The organism is Streptomyces roseolilacinus (assembly GCF_014649335.1).
Classification (GTDB): Bacteria; Actinomycetota; Actinomycetes; order Streptomycetales; family Streptomycetaceae; genus Streptomyces; species Streptomyces roseolilacinus.
In genome coordinates this window covers 416,550-436,582 of record NZ_BMSV01000007.1, presented here as the reverse complement: position 1 = coordinate 436,582, position 20,033 = coordinate 416,550, and the positions used below count along the sequence as shown (strand labels likewise).

Sequence of the window (20,033 nt, the reverse complement as noted above, 5' to 3'; positions counted from 1 at the left end):
GATCCCCGCGACGCGGCGGCCGGGCCCGGGCTCCCTTACCGGGGCTCGGGGCGTGGGGTTAGTCTGGCCACGCCAGAACATCGCGGGAGCCCGGCGCACCGGGCTGAGAGGGAGGCTGGGCGGCCTCCGACCGTACGAACCTGATCCGGGTCATGCCGGCGAAGGGAGGGGCTGGACGCCCATGTCACGGAGCACGTCGGACGTCCTCGTCATCGGGGGCGGGATCATCGGCCTGGTCACGGCCTGGCGGGCGGCGCAGCGCGGGCTGCGCACCGCCGTGGCGGACCCGGAGCCGGGCGGCGGCGCCGCCCGGGTGGCGGCGGGGATGCTCGCCGCGGTCACCGAGCTGCACTACGGGGAGGAGACGCTCCTCGGCCTCAACGTGGCCTCGGCGGAGCGCTACCCGGCCTTCGTCGCCGAGCTGGAGGAGGCGACCGGCCTGGACGTCGGCTTCCGCACGAGCGGCACGCTCGCCGTGGCGCTGGACGCCGACGACCGGGCCCACCTGCGGGAGCTGCACGCGCTGCAGCGGCGGTGCGGGCTCGCCTCGGAGTGGCTGACGGGACGGGAGTGCCGGCGCCTGGAGCCGATGCTGGCGCCCTGCGTGCGCGGCGGGCTGCGCGTGGACGGCGACCACCAGGTCGACCCGCGGCGGCTGTCGGCGGCGCTGGTGCTGGCCTGCGAGCGGGCCGGGGTGGTCTTCCACCGCGCGCGGGCGGACCGGCTGTCGGTGGTGCGGGGCCGGGCGGCGGGCGCGGTCCTCGCGGACGGCGCGGAGCCGGCGGCGGACCAGGTGGTGCTGGCGGCGGGGAGCATGAGCGGCCGCCTGGACGGCGTGCCCGACGGGGCGCTGCCGCCGGTGCGGCCGGTGAAGGGGCAGGTGCTGCGGCTGGCGGTGCCGGGGGCGTACGCGCCGTTCCTGAGCCGGTCGGTGCGGGCGGTCGTCCGGGGCAGCCACGTGTACCTGGTGCCGCGCGAGAACGGCGAGCTGGTCGTGGGCGCGACGAGCGAGGAGATGGGCTGGGACACCACGGTCACCGCGGGCGGGGTGTACGAGCTGCTGCGCGACGCCCACGAGCTGGTGCCTGGCATCACGGAGCTGCCGCTCACGGAGACCCGCGCGGGGCTGCGGCCCGGCTCGCCCGACAACGCGCCGCTGCTGGGCCCGTCCGCGCTGCCGGGCCTGCACCTGGCGACCGGCCACTACCGCAACGGCGTGCTGCTGACCCCGGTCACCGGGGACGTGATGGCCGCCGTGCTGACGACCGGGGAGCTGCCCGAGGTCGCCCGCGCGTTCACGCCCGCCCGATTCGCCCCCGTAGGAGTGTCATGACGAACCAGGTACGCGCCGCCGTCACCGTCTCGGTGAACGGCGAGCCGCGCGAGCTCACCGCCCCGGTCACCCTGGACGCGCTGGTGGCCACGCTGACCGCGGCCCCCTCCGGGGTGGCCGCCGCGGTCAACGAGACGGTCGTCCCGCGCGGCGGGTGGGCGTCCACCGTGCTCGCGGACGGCGACCGGGTCGAGGTCCTCACCGCGGTGCAGGGGGGCTGAACCGTGGGTGACGACCGCCTCACCATCGCCGGGACCACCTTCGACTCCCGGCTGATCATGGGCACGGGCGGGGCGCCGAGCCTCGACGTGCTGGAGCGGGCCCTCGTGGCGAGCGGCACGCAACTGACGACCGTGGCGATGCGGCGGATCGACCCGACCGTCCACGGCTCGGTGCTGTCCGTGCTGGACGGGCTGGGCATCCGCGTCCTGCCGAACACGGCCGGCTGCTTCACGGCGGGCGAGGCCGTGCTGACGGCCCGCCTCGCGCGCGAGGCGCTCGGTACGGACTGGGTGAAGCTGGAGGTCGTGGCGGACGAGCGGACGCTGCTGCCGGACCCGGTCGAGCTGCTGGACGCCGCCGAGACGCTGGTCGACGACGGCTTCACGGTGCTGCCGTACACGAACGACGACCCGGTCCTGGCACGGAGGCTGGAGGAGGCGGGCTGCGCGGCGATCATGCCGCTGGGGTCGCCCATCGGGTCGGGGCTCGGCATCCGCAACCCGCACAACTTCCAGCTGATCGTGGAGCAGGCGCGGGTGCCGGTGATCCTGGACGCGGGCGCGGGGACGGCGTCGGACGCGGCGCTGGCGATGGAGCTGGGCTGCGCCGCGGTGATGCTGGCGTCCGCGGTGACCCGGGCCCAGGAGCCGGTGCTGATGGCGGAGGCGATGCGGCACGCCGTGGAGGCGGGGCGGCTCGCCCACCGGGCCGGCCGCATCCCGCGCCGGCACTTCGCGCACGCCTCCTCCCCCGCCGAGGGCCGCGCCGCCCTCGACCCGGAGCGGCCGGCCTTCTGAGCGGCGTCCGCGCCTGTCACAAGTTCGCTGCACCGCGGGCGTGGTCATGTACAGGGCGACGGGCGGGTCCGCCGGGGCTCGTAGACTCGGGCGCGTGGATACGACCCTTCACGACCCGCTCGTCGGCCGGCTGCTCGACGGCCGCTACCGCGTCGACGCGCGTGTCGCCGTCGGCGGCATGGCCACGGTCTACCGGGCGGTCGACACCCGCCTCGACCGCGACCTCGCCCTGAAGGTGATGCACCCGTCGCTGGCGACCGACGCGTCGTTCGTGGAGCGGTTCATCCGCGAGGCCAAGTCCGTGGCGCGGCTCTCCCACCCGAACGTGGTCGGCGTCTTCGACCAGGGAGCGGACGGGCCGTACGTGTACCTGGCGATGGAGTACGTCGCCGGCTGCACGCTCCGCGACGTGCTCCGCGAGCGCGGGGCGCTGTCCCCGCGGGCGGCGCTGGACGTCCTGGAGCCGGTGCTCGCCGCGCTCGGGGCGGCGCATCGGGCCGGGTTCGTCCACCGGGACATGAAGCCGGAGAACGTCCTGATCGGCGACGACGGCCGGGTCAAGGTCGCCGACTTCGGCCTCGTGCGGGCGGTCGGCACGGCCACCCACACGACCGGGTCCGTCCTGGGCACCGTGTCGTACCTGGCGCCCGAGCAGATCGAGCACGGCACCGCCGACACCCGCACCGACGTGTACGCGTGCGGGGTCGTCCTGTACGAGATGCTGACCGGCGGCAAGCCGCACGGCGGCGACACGCCCGCCCAGGTCCTCTACCGGCACCTGAACCACGACGTCCCGGCCCCCTCGGCCGCCGTCCCCGGCCTCGCGCCCGAGCTGGACGCCCTCGTGGCCGCCGCCACGGCGCGGGACGCCGGGCAGCGCCCGCACGACGCCGTGGCGCTGCTCTCCCGGACCCTCGCCGTCCGGGCCGCGCTCGACGACGCGCTGCTGGACCTGGTGCCGCCGGGCGCGCGCGGCGAGGACCGCGCGGACGCGGCACGGCAGGGGGCGCAGGCCGGGCCCGACGACGTGACCAGCGTCATCGCCCGCCCGCTGCCCGTCGCCGGGGACGTGGAGCGCACGAGCCGGCTGGAGGCGCCGCCGGAGTCCGGTACGCGCCCGCAGCCGCGCCCCGAGCCGCCCGCCGGCCCCGCCGGGCCCCGCCGCCGCGCCCTGGCCCTGGCCTCCGGCCCGCGACGGGGAGCCGCGGCGATCGTGGCGGCCGTGCTGCTGGTCCTCGGGATCGGCGCCGGCGTCTGGTACATCAACTCGGGCCAGTTCACCCACGTCCCGGCCACCGGGCTGCTCGGCAAGACCCGGGCGGACGCCGAGCGGCGGCTCACGGACGAGGGACTCGACGTCGGCTCGACGCGCCAGGAGTTCAGCAGCGCGTACGAGCGGGGCACGGTCATGGCCACGGACCCGGCGCCCGGCGAGCGCATCCGCGGCAACGGCTCGGTGGACCTCGTCATCTCGCGCGGCCCGAGGATCGTGAAGGTGCCGGACCTGAAGGGCCGGCCGCTGGCCGCCGCGAAGGAGGAGCTGCGCCGGGCGGGGCTCGCGGCGGGCGTCGTCACCGAGGAGTTCGACGGCGAGGTGGCGAGGGGCTCGGTCGTCAGCAGCGACCCGCCGGCCGGTACCGAGCGGTCGCCGGACGCCGCCGTGGCGCTGGTCGTCAGCAAGGGCGCCCCGGTCGACGTGCCGGCCGCCGTCGGACGGCCGCTGGAGGAGGCCCGCGGCGCGCTCGCGGACGCCGGGTTCGGGGTGGAGGTCGCCGAGGAGCGCGTCCACTCCCCGCACCCCGCCGGTTCGGTCGCCGCCCAGTCCCTCCCGGCGGGCGCCCGCGCCGCCGAGGGCGACACCGTGACGCTCACGCTCTCCAAGGGCCCCCGCATGGTCGCCGTACCGGACGTGACGGGCGCGAACGTCGACGACGCCACGCGGGAGCTGAAGGCGGCGGGCTTCGAGGTGAAGGTCGAGAAGTCCTTCCCGTACCTCGGCGACACCGTCAGCGGGCAGTCCGTGCCCGGCGGCGGCACCGCGCCCGAGGGCAGCACCATCACCATCAAGACCAAGGGAATCTAGCCCCCCATGCTCCCCCGAGCCCTCGGATCCGCCCACCCGGAAGGCACCGCCCGCCCCGAAGGCACCGCCCGTCCCGAAGGCGCCGCGCGCCCCGTGGGCGGTCACGTCCCGGTGGCCGGCGGCCTGGCCGCCACCGGTCTGGCCGCCGCCCGCGAGATCGGCGCCGAGGCCGTGCAGGTCTTCGTCGCCAACCCGCGGGGCTGGGCCACTCCGGCCGGCAGTCCGGCGCAGGACGAGATGTTCCGCGACCAGTGCGCCGCCGAGGGCATACCGGCGTACGTCCACGCCCCCTACCTGATCAACTTCGGCTCGCACACCGAGGCCACCGTCGAGCGGTCCGTGGAGTCCCTGCGCCACTCGCTGCGCCGGGCCCGCGCGATCGGCGCCCTGGGCGTCGTCGTCCACACCGGCTCGGCGACCGGCGGCCGGCCCCGCGCGGAGGCGCTCGCGCAGGTGCGGGAGCGGATGCTGCCGCTGCTGGACGAGCTCACGCACGACGACGACCCGTTCCTGCTGCTGGAGTCGACGGCCGGGCAGGGCTCCTCGCTCTGCTCCCGGACCTGGGACTTCGGCCCCTACTTCGAGGCGCTGGACGCCCACCCCCGGCTCGGCGTCTGCCTGGACACCTGCCACATCTTCGCCGCCGGCCACGACCTGACCGGGGCCGAGGGCATGCGCAAGACGCTGGACCTGCTGGTGGAGACGGTCGGCGAGGGCCGGCTGAAGCTGGTCCACGCCAACGACTCCAAGGACGTCGCCGGGGCGCACAAGGACCGGCACGCCAACATCGGCGCCGGGCACATCGGCGAGGAGCCCTTCCGGGAGCTGATGCGCCACCCCGCCACGGAGGGCGTGCCGCTGATCATCGAGACGCCGGGCGGCAGGGAGAAGCACGCCGAGGACGTGGCGCGGCTGAAGTCCCTGCGCGGGACCGCCCGGCCCTGACCCCTGCCGGGCGCCCCGCGCGATCGGGGCGGGGAGACGCCCCGCGTGATCGGCGGGGGCAGGAGGGGCGCCCCACGGCGCACGCGCCGGCCCGGCCGGAGGCCGGGCCCGGGGTCAGAGCTCCGGGCCGTCGCCCGGCTCCTCCTGGTACGAGTAGCGCTGCTCGGCCCACGGGTCGCCGATGTTGTGGTAGCCGCGCTCCTCCCAGAAGCCGCGGCGGTCGGCGGTCATGTACTCGACGCCGCGGACCCATTTGGGTCCCTTCCAGGCGTACAGGTGGGGCACGATCAGCCGCAGCGGGAAGCCGTGCTCCGCGGTGAGCAGCTCACCGTCCTTGTGGGTGGCGAAGAGGGTGCGCTCGGAGGCGAAGTCCGACAGCCGCACGTTGGCGCTGTACCCGTACTCGGCCCACACCATCACGTGGCTGACGTCGGGGGCCGGCGGCGCCAGCTCCAGCACCGTGCGCGCGGGGACACCCCCCCATTCGGCCCCGAGCATGCTGAACTTCGTGACGCAGTGCAGATCGGCGACGACGGTGGAGAACGGGAGCGCGGTGAACTGCTCGTGGCTCCAGCAGTGCTTCCCGCCGTCCGCCGTGGCGCCGAAGACCCGGAACTCCCAGCGCTCCGGCCGGAACTTGGGGACGGGCCCGTAGTGGGTGACCGGCCAGCCGCGTTGCAGACGCTGCCCCGGCGGAAGCGTGGACTCCCCTGCTGCCCGGTGTTCCCCGCTCTCCGGCTGACCCATGACTCAATGGTGACAGACCGGGAGGGGTGGTCACGACCGAGGTCAGGGGCGAATCGGGCAAGTCATACTAAGCCTCCACTTACTGGACGGTCTCCTTCCGCGGTGCGAGGATGCGCATCCCGCCCCTTCACACGTGGAAGGAGCCTCTGCGATGCAGGGCGACCCCGAGGTCATCGAGTTCCTCAACGAACAGCTGACCGCCGAACTGACCGCGATCAACCAGTACTTCCTGCATGCGAAGATGCAGGAGAACTTCGGATGGACGAAGCTCGCGAAGTACACCCGCGCGGAGTCCTTCGACGAGATGAAGCACGCCGAGGTGCTCACGGACCGGATCCTCTTCCTGGAGGGCCTGCCGAACTACCAGCGGCTGTTCCACGTGCGCGTGGGCCAGACGGTGACGGAGATGTTCCACGCGGACCGCGAGGTGGAGGTCGAGGCGATCGACCGGCTGCGGCGCGGCATCGAGGTGATGCGCAACAAGGGCGACATCACCTCGGCCAACATCTTCGAGGCGATCCTCGCGGACGAGGAGCACCACATCGACTACCTCGACACGCAGCTGGAGCTGGTGCAGAAGCTCGGGGAGTCGCTGTACCTGGCGACGATCGTCGAACAGCCCGAGGGCTAGGTCGCGCCTTCAAAGCCCCGTCTGCCTGCCGACGCCCAGGACGCGCGGACCGCGTGCCGGGCGCGTCTCAGGCGACTTCGGAGAGGCCCCGGAGCACGGGGGCCGCCGGCGGGCCGGACAGCCCGGACAGCGCCGGCTCGCCCTTGTCGACCAGCTCGCGCCTCGGGCAGGAACCCCGGCCGAGGATGGCCTGGATGCGGCGCACGCAGGAGCCGCAGTCGGTGCCCGCCTTGCAGGCCGAGGCTATCTGGCGCGGGGTGCAGGCACCGGCGTCCGCGTGTTCCTTGACCTGCTTCTCGGTGATACCGAAGCACGAGCAGACGTACACGCGGGTCACCTCCCTGCAGGTCACGGGCTCACGCCCCCCGCTTGGTCGGTGAGGCTAACCTAACCTTACCTATAGGGCGCGATGCGCAAAAGCCCGGGACGCCCCCGGAAAAGGCGGTGGGGCGCGGATCACACGGATCCGCGCCCCACGCGCATGTCACGGCTGTTTCCAGCCAAGATCAACGATCTCGGCTCACTGGTCCCGGTACATCTCCGCCACCAGGAACGCGAGGTCCAGCGACTGGCTGCGGTTGAGCCGCGGGTCGCAGGCCGTCTCGTACCGCTGGTGCAGGTCGTCGACGAAGATCTCGTCGCCGCCGCCCACGCACTCGGTGACGTCGTCGCCGGTCAGCTCGACATGGATGCCGCCCGGGTGCGTACCGAGCGCCTTGTGGACCTCGAAGAAGCCCTTGACCTCGTCCAGGACGTCGTCGAAGCGGCGCGTCTTGTGGCCGGAGGCCGCCTCGAAGGTGTTGCCGTGCATCGGGTCGGTGACCCAGGCGACGACCGCGCCCGAGGCCGTGACCTTCTCGACCAGCTCGGGGAGCCTGTCGCGGACCTTGTCGGCGCCCATGCGGACGATGAAGGTCAGCCGGCCCGGCTCGCGCTCCGGGTCCAGGCGGTCGACGTAGGTGAGCGCCTCGTCGACCGTCGTGGTGGGGCCGAGCTTGATGCCGATCGGGTTGCGGATCCTGGACGCGAACTCGATGTGCGCGTGGTCCAGCTGGCGCGTGCGCTCGCCGATCCACACCATGTGGCCGGAGGTGTCGTACAGGTCGCCGGTCCGCGAGTCGATGCGGGTCAGCGCGGACTCGTAGTCGAGGAGCAGCGCCTCGTGGGAGGCGAAGAACTCGACCGTGCGGAACTCGGCCGGGTCGGTGCCGCACGCCTTCATGAAGTTGAGGGCGTTGTCGATCTCGCGGGCCAGCTGCTCGTACCGCTGGCCGGACGGGGAGGACTTCACGAAGTCCTGGTTCCAGGCGTGCACCTGGCGCAGGTCGGCGTAGCCGCCGGTGGTGAAGGCGCGGACCAGGTTCAGCGTCGAGGCGGACGCCTGGTACATGCGCTTCAGCCGCTGCGGGTCCGGGATGCGGGCCTCTTCGGTGAAGTCGAAGCCGTTGACGGAGTCGCCGCGGTACGTCGGGAGGGTCACCCCGTCGCGGGTCTCGGTGGGCTTGGAGCGCGGCTTGGAGTACTGGCCGGCGATCCGGCCCACCTTCACGACGGGCACGGAGGCGGCGTACGTCAGCACGGCGCCCATCTGGAGGAGGGTCTTCAGCTTGGCCCGGATGTCCTCGGCGCCCACGGCGTCGAAGGACTCCGCGCAGTCCCCGCCCTGGAGCAGGAACGCCTCGCCCCGGGCGACGGCCCCCATCCGGGCGCGCAGCTGGTCGCACTCTCCGGCGAAGACGAGCGGCGGATACGACTCGAGGTCGGCGATCACATCGCGCAGAGCCTCGGCATCCGGGTACTCGGGCTGCTGCGCCGCGGGCAGGTCTCGCCAGGTCGCCTTGGCGGCGACGGCGTGGGTGTCAGCGTTCACGGTCACCTCGACAACATTACGCGTTCCGCGCGGTCGTCCACGTGGGGGATCAGAAAGTGAGACGGCCGCCTCCCGTTCCGGACGCGGCGGCGCGCGGTGACCCGCCGCACCCGACCGAACACGCGTTTGGTAGCGTCACGCACTCTTGAGGCTTGAACTACTTTGCCTAGCCGCGAACTTCACACAGGGGTGGGACTTGAGCGTCGGCCATCGAAGAGACCGCAAGAAGAGGAAGTTCCTGATCCACGGCATCGCCACGGCGGTGGCCGCCGTGGCGACCGCCGGCTCCCTCGCCGTGGCGGCCCCGGGTCTCCCGGGCCCCTCCGCCGCCGCGGCCCCGGCCGCGGAGCTGCAGACCGAGTTCGAGAAGGCGGCCCGCGAGTTCGACGTCCCGACGAGCGTGCTGATGGCGGTGTCGTACCGGCAGACGCGCTGGGAGAGCCATGACGGCCTGCCCAGCACCACCGGCGCGTACAACGTCATGGGGCTCACCCAGGTCGATCCGGAGGACCTGGAGGACGGCCACGACGGCGAGGGCGACGACCACCGCCTCGCCCACATGAACCGCAGCGGCGACCCGAACGTCGAGAGGCACTTCGACGCCGAGAAGGCGCTGGAGTCGGTCGGGAGGGAGCCCGTCGACACCGGCGACCCCCGGCTGCACACGCTGGACGAGGCCGCCGGGCTGATCGGCTCCTCCCCCGCCGCGGTGCGCGAGGACCCCGGGCAGAGCGTCCGCGCCGGCGCGGCGCTCCTCGCCGAGTACCAGCGCGAGGCCACCGGCTCCCTGCCCGACGAGCCGGGCGGGTGGTACCCGGCCGTCGCCCGCTACAGCCAGGCGCCCGACCGCAAGGGCGCGCAGCTGTTCGCGAAGCGCGTCTTCGAGTCGATCAGGACCGGCGAGCGGCGGGTCACCGGCGACGGCCAGCGGCTGTCCCTCCCGGCCGACCCGTCCGTGAAGCCCGTCCAGGCGGCGAAGGTCCCGCTCGCCGCGGCCCCCGCCGGCACGGCCGACGTCCCGGCGCCCGACTGCCCGGCCGGCCTGGGCTGCGACTTCCGCCCGGCCGCGTACCGGCAGAACAGCGGCCCCGACGACTGGGGCAACTACAACGTCGCCAACCGCCCCGAGGGCGGCCACGACATCCGCTACATCGCCATCCACGACACGGAGGGCAGCTACGACGGGTCGCTGGCGCTCTTCCAGAACTCCGGCTCGTACGCCAGCGCCCACTACATGGTCCGCGCCTCCGACGGTCTGGTGACCCAGATGGTCGAGAACAAGAACGAGGCGTGGCACGCGGGCAACAAGACCCTCAACGTGCACTCGATCGGCATCGAGCACGAGGGCTACGCGATCAAGGAGGGCAGCTGGTACACGGAGCCGCAGTACGAGTCGTCCGCGGCGCTGGTCAAGCACCTCGCGGCCAAGTACGGCATCCCGCTCGACCGTGAGCACATCATCGGCCACGACGAGATACCGGGCGTCCTGGACGGCAAGGTCCGCGCCCAGCACTGGGACCCGGGCCCGTTCTGGGACTGGAACCACTACATGTCCCTGATGGGCGTCCGCACGGGCGACGGCGGCGCGGGCGGCCCGCTCCGGGCGGGGCAGCTCGTCCGTTTCGTCCCGCCCTTCACCACGGCCAACCAGCCGAAGCTGACGAACAACGGCGCCGCGGTGCCCACGCAGCCGGCGAACTTCGGCTACCTGTACACGTCCCCCTCCACCGGCTCGCCCACCATCGGCGACCCGTACCTGGGCGAGCAGACCTGGTCCGAGGGCTGGAACTGGGGCAACAAGCTCGTCGCCGGCGGCACGTTCGTCGTCGCCGAGGCGCAGAACGACTGGACGGCGATCTGGTACGGCGGCCAGAAGGCGTGGTTCCACAACCCGGGCGGCCAGTTCACCGTGCCCGTGGCGTCGGGGACCGCGCTGCGGGCCAAGGCCGGCGCGACCGTCAAGGTGTACGGGCGCAGCTACCCCGACGACGCGGCGTACGCGGGCACGGGCGTGCCGGTGCAGGACCAGAACGGCGCGGACCTGACGAAGTACGCCCTCCCGGCCGGGCAGCTGTACACGCTGGCCGGTCCGGCCGTGCCGGGCACGTACTACTACGGCGGCACGATCGACGGCACGGGCGCAGGCTCCCGGACGCTGGTGCGGGGGAGCAACTCGTTCTACCCGATCCGCTACAACCACCGCTTCGCGTGGGTCGACGCGGCCGACGTGGAGACGGTCCCCTCCGTCGCCCCCGACCCGGGCACCGACCGCCACAACACACTCGCCCGCGACGGCAACGGCGTGCTGTGGCAGTACCAGGGCACCGGCAGCGCCACCGCCCCGTTCCTCACCCGCTACCCGGTCGGCACCGCCTGGAACGCGTACGACGCGATCACCTCGATGACGGCGCTGCGCGCGGACGGCACGGGCGACGTCGTGGCCCGCGACGGCTCCGGCGACCTCTGGTACCACCAGGGCAGCGGCAACCCGTCCGCGCCGTTCACCTCCCGGCTGCACGTCGGCAGGGGCTGGCAGATCTACGACCTGCTGAGCGGCGCCCGGGACCTCACCGGCGACGGCCTCGCGGACCTCGTCGCCCGCGACGCCTCCGGCTACCTGTGGCTGTACCGGGGCACCGGCAACCCGGCCGCGCCGTTCGCCACTCGCACCTCCGTCGGCAAGGGCTGGCAGGTCTACCCCTCGATGACCGACGCCGGTGACGTCACCGGCGACGGCAGGCCCGACATGATCGCGCGGGACGGCTCCGGCTACCTGTGGCTGTACCAGGGCACCGGCAGCGCGACCGCGCCGTTCGCGGCCCGCACCTCCGTCGGCAGGGGCTGGCAGATCTACGACGCGCTGCTCGGCCCGGGCGACCTGGACAGGGACGGCCGGCCGGACGTGATCGCCCGCGACGGCAACGGCGAGCTGTGGTTCTACCGGGGCACCGGCAGCGCCACCGCCCCGTTCGCCGCCCGCACGACGATCGGCAAGGGCTGGCAGGTCTACGACCTGTTCGTCTGACGCACCCGCCCTCCGGGGCACGCATCCGCCCGCGGCACGCGGCCCGTCCCACTCCACAAGACGGCCTGCGGCGCCGCGGGCGGATGCGCTAGTGTCGCCACCGTGTTCGCGACGACGACCCGTGACTGGTGGTGGACCGCTCATCCGGCGGCCCACTGATCGACGCGCGCACACGACACGCGAAGGCCGCCCGAGGGGCGGCCTTCTCTCGTTCTCGGGGCCGTTCCTCCCACCACGGAAGGAACACCACGGATGGACCTCGACCACCTGCTCGACCCGAACGGCCCGGCGTTCGCCCTCCTCCGCCGCCGCACGCCCGGCCGCGACCACGACACCGTCGAGGTGCTCGTCGGCGAGGTCCACGAGGTGGAGCGGCTCGCCGACCTGCCCGTCGGGGAGCGGCCCGCCCTGGCCCTCGTCCCGTTCCGGCAGCTGAGGGAGCGCGGCTTCGACGTCCGCGACGACGGGACGCCGCTGTCCGTCCTGGTCGCCGACGAGACGTACGAGCTGCCGCTCGCCGACGCCCTGGACCGGCTGCCCGCCCACGACGTGCGGGTGGAGGACGGCGGCTTCGACGTGCCGGACGACGCGTACGCGCGGATCGTGCGGCGCGTGATCGACGACGAGATCGGCCGCGGCGAGGGCGCCAACTTCGTCATCCGCCGCACCTACCGCGGGCGCGTGCCGGGCTTCGGCCGGGCGGACGCGCTGGCCCTGTTCCGGCGGCTGCTGGCCGGCGAGCGGGGCGCGTACTGGACCTTCGTCGTCCACACCGGCGCCCGCACCCTGGTCGGGGCGAGCCCCGAGGTCCACGTGCGGATGTCCGGCGGCACGGTCGTGATGAACCCGATCAGCGGCACCTACCGCTACCCGGCCGGCGGGCCGACCCCCGAGGACCTGCTGGCGTTCCTCGCCAGCCGCAAGGAGACCGACGAGCTGTCGATGGTCGTCGACGAGGAACTGAAGATGATGTGCACCGTCGGCGACATGGGCGGTGTCGTGGTCGGGCCCCGGCTGAAGGAGATGGCGCACCTCGCCCACACCGAGTACGAGCTGCGCGGGCGGTCGACGCTGGACGTGCGCGAGGTGCTGCGGGAGACGATGTTCGCGGCGACGGTCACCGGGTCGCCGGTGCAGAACGCCTGCCGGGTCATCGAGCGCCACGAGGAGGGCGGGCGCGGCTACTACGCGGGCGCGCTCGCGCTGCTCGGCACGGACGCCGGCGGCGCGCAGACGCTGGACTCGCCCATCCTGATCCGCACCGCCGACGTCGACGCCGAGGGCCGGCTGCGGGTGCCGGTCGGGGCGACGCTGGTGCGGCACTCCGACCCGGAGGGCGAGGTCGCGGAGACCCACGCCAAGGCGGCGGGCGTGCTGGCGGCGCTCGGGGTGCGTCCGGGGCGGCCGCGCGACGAGGCCGCCCCGGCCCCGCGGCTCGCCGACGACCCGCGGGTGCGGGCGGCGCTGGACGCCCGCCGCGCGGACCTGGCGCCGTTCTGGCTGCGGATGCAGGAGCGGTCCGCGGAGCTGGGCGGGCACGTGCTGGTGGTCGACGCGGAGGACACGTTCACGTCGATGCTGGCGCACGTGCTGCGCTCCTGCGGGCTGGAGGTGACGGTGCGGCGGTTCGACGAGCCGGGGCTGCGCCGAGCCGCGCTGGCGCACGCCGGGCCGGTGGTCCTGGGCCCCGGGCCGGGCGACCCGGGCGACGGCGGCGACCCGCGGATGCGGATGCTGCGGGACCTGGCCGCACGGCTGCTGGGCGGCCACCGGTACCCGCTGCTCGGTGTGTGCCTGGGCCACGAGCTGATCGCGGCGGAGCTGGGCCTGGAGATCGTGCGCAAGCGGACCCCGTTCCAGGGCGCGCAGGTGGGGATCGACCTGTTCGGGACGCGGGAGACGGTCGGCTTCTACAACAGCTTCACCGCCCGCTGCGACGACGCGGCGGCCGGGCGGCTGGCGGCGCGCGGGGTGGAGGTGAGCCGCGACCCGCTGACCGGGGAGGTGCACGCGCTGCGCGGCGGGGGCTTCGCCGGGGTGCAGTTCCACCCCGAGTCGGTGCTCACGCTGAACGGCGCCGCGATCGTGCGGGGCCTGCTCGGTCAGCCGGCGGGGACCAGCACGTTCTCGTTGCGGCGGCCCTCGGCGTAGTCGGTGACGTTGCGCAGGGTCGCCGCGACGATCTCGCCCACCGCCTCGGCGGTGTAGTACGCCTGGTGGCTGGTGACCAGCACGTTCGGGAAGGTCATCAGCCGGGCCAGGGTGTCGTCGTCGACGCCCACGAGTGACTTGTCGAGGTGGAACAGCCCGGCCTCCGCCTCGTAGACGTCGAGGCCGACGCCCGCGAACCGCCCGGCGCGCAGCTGGGCGACGAGGGCGTCGGTGTCGACGAGGCCGCCCCGGCTGGAGTTCACCAGGACGGCGTCGTCCTTCATCGTGGCGAGGGCGGCCCCGTCGAGGAGGTGCCGGGTCGCGGAGGTCAGCGGGACGTGCAGGCTGACGAGGTCGGAGGCGGCGAGGAGCTCCTCCTTGCCGACGTACGTCATGCCGAGGTCCCGGCAGGCCGGGTTCTCCGCCAGGTCCCACCCGAGGAGGCGCATGCCGAAGCCGTGCGCGATCCGGGTGAACGCCTCGCCGATCCTGCCGGTGCCGACCACGCCGACGGTGCGGCCGCGCAGGTCGCGGCCGAGGAGGCCGTCGAGGCGGAAGTCGAAGTCGCGGGTGCGGTGGGCGGCGCGGACGATGCGGCGGTTCACCGCCAGGGCGAGCGCCCACGCGAACTCGGCGACGGAGTACGGCGAGTAGGACGACACGCGGGCCACGGTCAGGCCGAGGTCGCGGGCGACGTCCAGGTCGATGTTGTTGAAGCCGGTGGAGCGCTGGGCGACCATCCGGGTGCCGCCCTCGGCGAGGGTGCGCAGGACGCGGGCGCCGAGGTCGGCGTTGACGCTGGTGGAGACGGCCTCGTGGCCGGCGGCCAGGGGGGCGGTGTCCTCCGTCAGGAAGACGCCCAGGCAGCGCAGGTCGTGGCGGCCCGCGAAGGCGCGCTCCAGGAGGGGCTTCTCGTCGGCCTGCACGCCGAAGGCCAGGACGTCCACGGTGCCTCCCGCTGGTCGGTGCGGTCACCGCGAATATACGGCTCCGGGCCGGACCCCGCCCGGCGCGCGCCCCGACCCGGACCCGGACCCGGAGCGGGCCCGGGGCGGGGCGCCGGTGTCAGGCGTCGTCGAGGCCGCGTTCTATGGCGTAGCGGACCAGCTCGACGCGGTTGTGGAGCTGGAGCTTGCCCAGGGTGTTCTGGACGTGGTTCTGGACCGTGCGGTGGGAGATGACGAGCCGTTCGGCGATCTGCTTGTAGCCGAGGCCCTTCGCCACCAGGCGGAGCACCTCCGTCTCGCGGTCGGTCAGGCGGGGCGCGTCCGGCTCGGCGGCGCCCCGGGCCGGCGCGGGCTCGGCCGCCAGGCGGCGGTACTCGCCGAGCACCAGGCCGGCGAGGCCGGGCGTGAACACCGCGTCGCCCGCGGCCGTGCGCCGTACCGCGTCGAGGAGTTCGGCGGTACTGGCGGACTTCAGCAGGTACCCCGTGGCGCCGGACTTCACGGCCTCCAGGACGTCGGCGTGCTCCCCGCTCGCGGAGAGCACCAGGACCCGCACGGGCAGGTCGCCGCCGGCGACGAGCTCCTTGCAGACCTCGACGCCCGGCTTCGCCGGCAGGTTCAGGTCGAGGACCAGCACGTCGGGGACGGTGGCGCGGGCGCGGCGGACGGCCTGGTCGCCGTCGCCCGCCGTGGCGACCACGTCGAACCCGGCCTCGGCCAGGTCGCGGGCGACGGCGTCCCGCCACATCGGGTGGTCGTCGACCACCATCACCTTGATCGGCCGTTCCGTCATCGTCTCGCCTTCCCCCGTGGGACCTTCAACTCGACTTCCGTGCCCTGGCCGGGCACCGAGACCAGCTCCGCCGTCCCGCCCAGGTCCCGCAGCCTGCCGCGGATGGACTGGGCGACGCCGAGCCGGCCCTCGCTCTCCGCCTGGGCGAGGCGCCCGTCGGGGATGCCCGGCCCGTCGTCGCGCACGGTCACGACGACCTCGTCGGGCCAGTCCTCGACGAGGATCCACGCCCGGGCGCCGGGCCCCGCGTGCCTGCGCACGTTGTCCAGGGCGGCACCGACGGCGGCCGCCAGCTCGGCGGCCGCCGGGCGCGGCAGCACGACCGGGGCGCCCGGTTCGGCGAACGTGACGCGGGAGCCGGCGTGCGGGGCCAGGAGGGACCGCAGGTCCTGCTCGCCGCCGTCCTCGCCGTCGTCCTCGTCGGGTTCGTCGACCAGGCGGACGACGGCCCCCTGCGAGGCGTCCTCGCAGAGGTGCGAGGGCCGGACGAGGCCGCCGGCGACCAGGGTGCGCAGGGCGACCTCCTGCTCCCCCGCCATCCGGCCCAGCTCGGCCGCCTCGCCGCCCAGGGCGGTGCCGCGGCGCTGCACCATGGCCAGCACCTGGAGGACCGAGTCGTGGATGTCGCGGGCCAGGCGCTCCCGCTCGCGGGTGGCGGCCTCGATCTCCAGCGCCCGGGCGAGCGTCCGCTCGGAGGCGCGGGCGACCTCGACGACGTAGCCGATCGCGATGGACGCCACCCAGACGAGCAGCACGTTGTGGAGCGTGTCGCGGCTGGGTTCGCCGCGCTCGACGATGTTGGCGACGGCGACCAGCGAGGACGCGAAGCCGGCCCAGCGCCAGCCGCCCTTGATCGCGTAGGCGAGGACCGCGCCCGCCGTCCAGATGCCGGGCAGCGTGGGGCCGTCCTGGACCTGGGCGTCGCTGTCGGCGAGCGGCGTGAGCAGGATGCCCGTCAGCGCGAGGGCGAGGTCGACGAGCAGGAACCGCTTGGTGCAGCGGGCGGCGCCGGACACCTTGGGCAGGGTCGCCAGCGTCCACGCGCTCATCGCGGCGAGGAAGCCGGCGGCGATCCACGGCCGCTCGAAGTCGCCGCGGTTGACCGCGAAGAGGAGGTCCACGTAGACCATGGTGAGGACGCGGTACGCGGTGAGCGCACGCCACAGCGGCTGCTCCACGGACATGCGGACCACCCGCTCCCGCCTGGCCATCTCCCCCACCCCCCGCGCGCACGCCCGGCCGCCGTCCGGCGCCGGGCGCGTGCGTCGTCGCTCCGCCTCAGTCGGCCTTGTTCCGGGCCTTGTCCTGGACCTTCTCCTCGGCCCTGCCCGCCGCCTTGGCGGCCTTCTCCGCCTCGGCGATGCGCCGCTTGGCGACCGTGGCGTACACGTCGACGTACTCCTGGCCCGACAGCTTCATGATCTCGTACATCACCTCGTCGGTGACCGAGCGGAGGATGAAGCGGTCGTTGTCCATGCCCTGGTAGCGGCTGAAGTCCAGCGGCTTGCCGATGCGGATGCCGGGGCGCATCAGCTTGGGGACGACCTTGCCGGGCGGCTGGATCTTCTCCGTGTCGATCATGGCGATCGGGATGACCGGGGCGCCCGTGGCCAGCGCCACGCGCGCGAGGCCGCCGGTCTTGCCGCGGTACAGCCGCCCGTCCGGGGAGCGGGTGCCCTCCGGGTAGATGCCGAACAGCTCACCGCGCCTGATGACGTCGATGCCGCTGCGCACGGCGGCGTCGCCGGCGCCCCGGGCGCCCGAGCGGTCCACGGGCAGCTGGCCGACGCCCTTGAAGAACGCGGCGGTGAGCCGGCCCTTCACCCCGGGCGAGGTGAAGTACTCGGCCTTGGCGATGAAGGTGACCTTGCGGTCGAGGACCGCCGGGAGGAAGAAGGAGTCGGAGAACGACAGGTGGTTGCTCGCGAGGATCGCCGGCCCCTCGGCGGGAATGTTCTCGAGGCCCTCCACCCAGGGCCTGAAGGCGAGCTTCAGCGTCCCTCCGATGGAGAACTTCATAGCGCCGTAGATCAACTCGTGTTCCTCCCGTGTTCCGTCGCACAGACCATAACCCGTGTGCCGCCCCCGGCCCCCTCCCGCCCGTACACGGGTCCGGGCCGCGGGTGCGACGGCCCTGGTCGGTGTCACCCCGGTCGCGTACGGTGAAGTACACGCCCACGAGCCCCACCGAATCGAACAGGAGACCTCCGTGCCGGTCCTTCCCGGAGCCGAGCCGTACCACCACGAGGGCGGTGACGTCGGGGTGCTCCTGTGCCACGGCTTCACCGGTTCGCCCCGGTCGATGCGCCCCTGGGCCGAGTACCTCGCGGAGCGGGGCCTGACGGTGTCGGTGCCGCTGCTCCCCGGGCACGGCACGCGCTGGCAGGACATGCAGCTCACCACGTGGCAGGACTGGTACGCGGAGGTCGACCGGGAGCTGCGCGCGCTGCGCGGGAAGTGCGCCCGGGTCTTCGTGTTCGGGCTGTCCATGGGCGGCGCGCTGGCGCTGCGCCTGGCGGCCCGCCACGGCGACGCGGTCCGCGGCGTCGTCGTGGTGAACCCGGCGAACAGGGTGCACGGCGTGACGGCGCACGCGCTGCCGCTCGTCCGCCACCTGGTGCCGTCGACGGGCGGACTGGCGAACGACATCGCCAAGGAGGGCGTGGACGAGCTGGCCTACGACCGGGTGCCGCTGCACGCGGCGTACTCGCTGCGGCGGTTCCTGCGCCTGGTGGACGGGGAGCTGCCGCAGGTGACACAGCCGCTCCTGCTGCTGCGCGCGCCCCAGGACCACGTCGTACCGCCCGCCGACTCGGCGCGCGTCCTGAGCCGTGTCTCCTCCACGGACGTCACGGAGATCCTGCTGGAACAGAGCTACCACGTGGCGACGTTGGACCACGAGGCGGAGCGGATCTTCGAGGAGAGCCACGCGTTCATCGGCCGGCTCGCTCCGGAGGCCGGCGGGACCGCCGGCCAGGACAGGCACAGGGAGGGGAGCACGACCGGTGGCTGAGCAACACGACGCGGACGCGGACCGCGAGGAGAGCCGGGACCGGCACGACGGCCCCGGGGACCGGCCCGCGCCGGAGCCGGTGGACGGCGGGGCGCCGATCGACGAGGAGGCGGCCTGGGCGGCGATCGTCGCCGCGTACGGGGAGGAGCCGCCGGACCCGCCGGGCGCGAAGCCGTTCCGGTCGGTGGAGGACCTGGCGCTGCTGGAGGAGGACCCGAAGAACGAGGACGGCGAAGGCGACGGCGACGGCGGGCGGGACGCGGGGAGGGACGACGACGCCCCGGCGGGCAAGCCGGTGCTGGGCGGTTCCGTCGTGTTCGCGCCGGGTGTCGGCCCGCGCGGCCCGCGCGACTACGAGCTGGCGGACGTCGGGGGCGGCGCGGCCGACGCGGGCGCGAAGGCCGACGCGGGCGCGGGCGCGAAGGCCGGCGAGGACGACGACGGCGAGGGGCACTTCGTCCCGCCGGAGCCGCCCCCGCTGCCCGAGGCGGACCCGGCGGTGAAGTTCGGCTGGCTGGGCGTGGTGGGCGGGCCGGTGCTGATGCTGCTCGCCGTGCTGCTCGGGTGGGACATGACGTGGTGGCTGACCACGTTGTGCGTCGGCGGCTTCCTGGGCGGTTTCGCGACGCTGGTGGCGCGGATGCAGGCCGGCGACGACGAGGATGACGACCCGGGACGCGGCGCGGTCGTCTGACCCCCGCGGTCAGGGGGCGGCCGGTACGCGGAGGGCGGCGAGCACGGGCAGGTGGTCCGTCGCCGCCCTCAGGTCCGCGTCGGTGACGCCGGGCAGCCCGGCCGGCACGCCGCAGCCCAGCACCTCCACGCCCCTCGTGGCGAAGATCGCGTCGATCCGCCGGCGCGGGTCGCCCGGCGTGAAGGTGTGCTCGCCGCCCCAGGGGCGTACGGCCCGGCAGTCCTGCAGTTCGGCGGCGAGCCGGCGGAACGAGCGTCCGCCGGGGCCCTCGTTGACGTCGCCCCCGGCGACGGCGTGGGGCACGTCGAGCGCGGCGAGCTCGTCCAGCAGCATGCCCGCCTGCGCGTACCGCTCGTCGCCGCGCAGGCCGAGGTGGCAGCTGAGCAGCCCGAAGCGGGCGCCGGCGACCCGGACGACGGCGGTGGCGAAGCCGCGCCGGTGCAGGCCGGGGGTGAGCGGCAGCAGGACGTCCCGCGTCCGTTCGACGGTGACGCGCGGGGAGCACAGCAGCAGCGGTCCGGCGGCGGGGGCCCCGCCGCCGAGGACGAGCAGCCCGCTCCCGGCGGCGAGCCGGGCGGCGTGCGCGCGCCAGCGGAAGAAGCGGGGCGCCTCCTGGACGAGGACGACGTCGGGGGCGCAGGCGCGGATGACCCGGACCAGGGCGTCCTGGTCGTCGCGCATCGACCGGACGTTGTAGCCGAGCACCCGGACCACGGCCGAACCGTCCGGCTCGGTGCGGGAGTCGGGCAGTGCGGTGAGCGCCATGCGGGCACGATACGACA

At 74.2% G+C, this 20,033-nt stretch carries 19 protein-coding genes and 1 riboswitch; of the genes, 11 read left to right on the top strand and 8 right to left on the bottom strand.

Annotated elements, in window-relative coordinates; all coding sequences use genetic code 11:
- The first annotated feature begins 72 nt into the window (after positions 1-72).
- A riboswitch (TPP riboswitch) is annotated at positions 73-184 on the top strand.
- From thiO to IE106_RS19680, 5 genes are all read left to right on the top strand, one after another.
- A complete protein-coding gene (gene thiO / locus IE106_RS19700; protein ID WP_189535804.1) occupies positions 182-1,333 on the top strand; it encodes a glycine oxidase ThiO in 1,152 nt (383 codons plus the stop codon). Its footprint overlaps the riboswitch before it by 3 nt.
- Entirely contained in the window at positions 1,330-1,554 is a 225-nt protein-coding gene (thiS, locus tag IE106_RS19695; protein ID WP_189535802.1) for a sulfur carrier protein ThiS, read from the top strand. Before thiO ends, thiS begins: the two co-directional genes overlap by 4 nt.
- Positions 1,555-1,557: 3 nt before the next feature.
- On the top strand, positions 1,558-2,352 hold the full coding sequence (locus tag IE106_RS19690; RefSeq protein WP_189535800.1) for a thiazole synthase: 795 nt from the start codon (positions 1,558-1,560) through the stop codon (positions 2,350-2,352).
- 94 nt (positions 2,353-2,446) lie between these two features.
- Complete coding sequence (gene pknB / locus IE106_RS19685) at positions 2,447-4,435, top strand: Stk1 family PASTA domain-containing Ser/Thr kinase (protein ID WP_189535798.1); 1,989 nt, start codon at positions 2,447-2,449, stop codon at positions 4,433-4,435.
- Between the two features lie 6 nt (positions 4,436-4,441).
- A complete protein-coding gene (locus tag IE106_RS19680; protein ID WP_189535796.1) occupies positions 4,442-5,380 on the top strand; it encodes a deoxyribonuclease IV in 939 nt (312 codons plus the stop codon).
- Between the two features lie 114 nt (positions 5,381-5,494).
- Here the strand turns inward: IE106_RS19680 and IE106_RS19675 are convergent, their stop codons facing one another.
- Positions 5,495-6,127, bottom strand: coding sequence for a sulfite oxidase-like oxidoreductase (locus IE106_RS19675; RefSeq protein ID WP_189535793.1), 633 nt, complete (start codon positions 6,125-6,127; stop codon positions 5,495-5,497).
- A 151-nt stretch (positions 6,128-6,278) separates the two neighbouring features.
- On the opposite strand from IE106_RS19675, the gene bfr reads away from it, so the two are divergent.
- Positions 6,279-6,758: a bacterioferritin gene (gene bfr / locus IE106_RS19670; protein ID WP_189535791.1), complete on the top strand. Its 480-nt coding sequence runs from the start codon at positions 6,279-6,281 to the stop codon at positions 6,756-6,758.
- Positions 6,759-6,825: 67 nt separating this feature from the next.
- Here bfr and IE106_RS19665 read toward each other — a convergent pair whose 3' ends face one another.
- Positions 6,826-7,095 (bottom strand): (2Fe-2S)-binding protein, encoded by a 270-nt coding sequence (locus IE106_RS19665; RefSeq protein WP_189535948.1) that lies wholly within the window; start codon positions 7,093-7,095, stop codon positions 6,826-6,828.
- Positions 7,096-7,278: 183 nt separating this feature from the next.
- Positions 7,279-8,634 (bottom strand): class II 3-deoxy-7-phosphoheptulonate synthase, encoded by a 1,356-nt coding sequence (locus tag IE106_RS19660; protein WP_189535789.1) that lies wholly within the window; start codon positions 8,632-8,634, stop codon positions 7,279-7,281.
- A 190-nt stretch (positions 8,635-8,824) separates the two neighbouring features.
- On the opposite strand from IE106_RS19660, the gene IE106_RS19655 reads away from it, so the two are divergent.
- From IE106_RS19655 to IE106_RS19645, 3 genes are all read left to right on the top strand, one after another.
- Positions 8,825-11,653 carry an N-acetylmuramoyl-L-alanine amidase gene (locus IE106_RS19655; protein ID WP_189535787.1) on the top strand — a complete coding sequence of 943 codons (2,829 nt, stop codon included), beginning with the start codon at positions 8,825-8,827 and terminating at the stop codon, positions 11,651-11,653.
- 102 nt (positions 11,654-11,755) lie between these two features.
- Positions 11,756-11,812, top strand: coding sequence for a trp operon leader peptide (locus IE106_RS31005; protein WP_189535944.1), 57 nt, complete (start codon positions 11,756-11,758; stop codon positions 11,810-11,812).
- 93 nt (positions 11,813-11,905) lie between these two features.
- Positions 11,906-13,804: an anthranilate synthase family protein gene (locus IE106_RS19645; protein ID WP_189535785.1), complete on the top strand. Its 1,899-nt coding sequence runs from the start codon at positions 11,906-11,908 to the stop codon at positions 13,802-13,804.
- Here IE106_RS19645 and IE106_RS19640 read toward each other — a convergent pair.
- From IE106_RS19640 to IE106_RS19625, 4 genes are all read right to left on the bottom strand, one after another.
- Positions 13,756-14,751 (bottom strand): 2-hydroxyacid dehydrogenase, encoded by a 996-nt coding sequence (locus IE106_RS19640; RefSeq protein ID WP_189535784.1) that lies wholly within the window; start codon positions 14,749-14,751, stop codon positions 13,756-13,758. The two genes, IE106_RS19645 and IE106_RS19640, sit on opposite strands and share 49 nt — an antisense overlap.
- A 118-nt stretch (positions 14,752-14,869) precedes the next feature.
- Entirely contained in the window at positions 14,870-15,544 is a 675-nt protein-coding gene (locus IE106_RS19635; RefSeq protein WP_189535782.1) for a response regulator, read from the bottom strand.
- On the bottom strand, positions 15,541-16,755 hold the full coding sequence (macS, locus tag IE106_RS19630; RefSeq protein ID WP_189535780.1) for a MacS family sensor histidine kinase: 1,215 nt from the start codon (positions 16,753-16,755) through the stop codon (positions 15,541-15,543). Before macS ends, IE106_RS19635 begins: the two co-directional genes overlap by 4 nt.
- Positions 16,756-16,822: 67 nt before the next feature.
- A complete protein-coding gene (locus IE106_RS19625) occupies positions 16,823-17,563 on the bottom strand; it encodes a lysophospholipid acyltransferase family protein (protein ID WP_189535942.1) in 741 nt (246 codons plus the stop codon).
- A 190-nt stretch (positions 17,564-17,753) separates the two neighbouring features.
- Here IE106_RS19625 and IE106_RS19620 point away from each other — a divergent pair, with 190 nt between their 5' ends.
- Together IE106_RS19620 and IE106_RS19615 are read left to right on the top strand one after the other, a co-directional pair.
- Positions 17,754-18,557, top strand: coding sequence for an alpha/beta hydrolase (locus IE106_RS19620; protein WP_189535777.1), 804 nt, complete (start codon positions 17,754-17,756; stop codon positions 18,555-18,557).
- Entirely contained in the window at positions 18,550-19,251 is a 702-nt protein-coding gene (locus tag IE106_RS19615) for a hypothetical protein (protein WP_189535774.1), read from the top strand. Before IE106_RS19620 ends, IE106_RS19615 begins: the two co-directional genes overlap by 8 nt.
- A 9-nt stretch (positions 19,252-19,260) precedes the next feature.
- Here the strand turns inward: IE106_RS19615 and IE106_RS19610 are convergent, their stop codons facing one another.
- Complete coding sequence (locus tag IE106_RS19610; protein WP_189535771.1) at positions 19,261-20,016, bottom strand: endonuclease/exonuclease/phosphatase family protein; 756 nt, start codon at positions 20,014-20,016, stop codon at positions 19,261-19,263.
- Positions 20,017-20,033 lie beyond the last annotated feature (17 nt).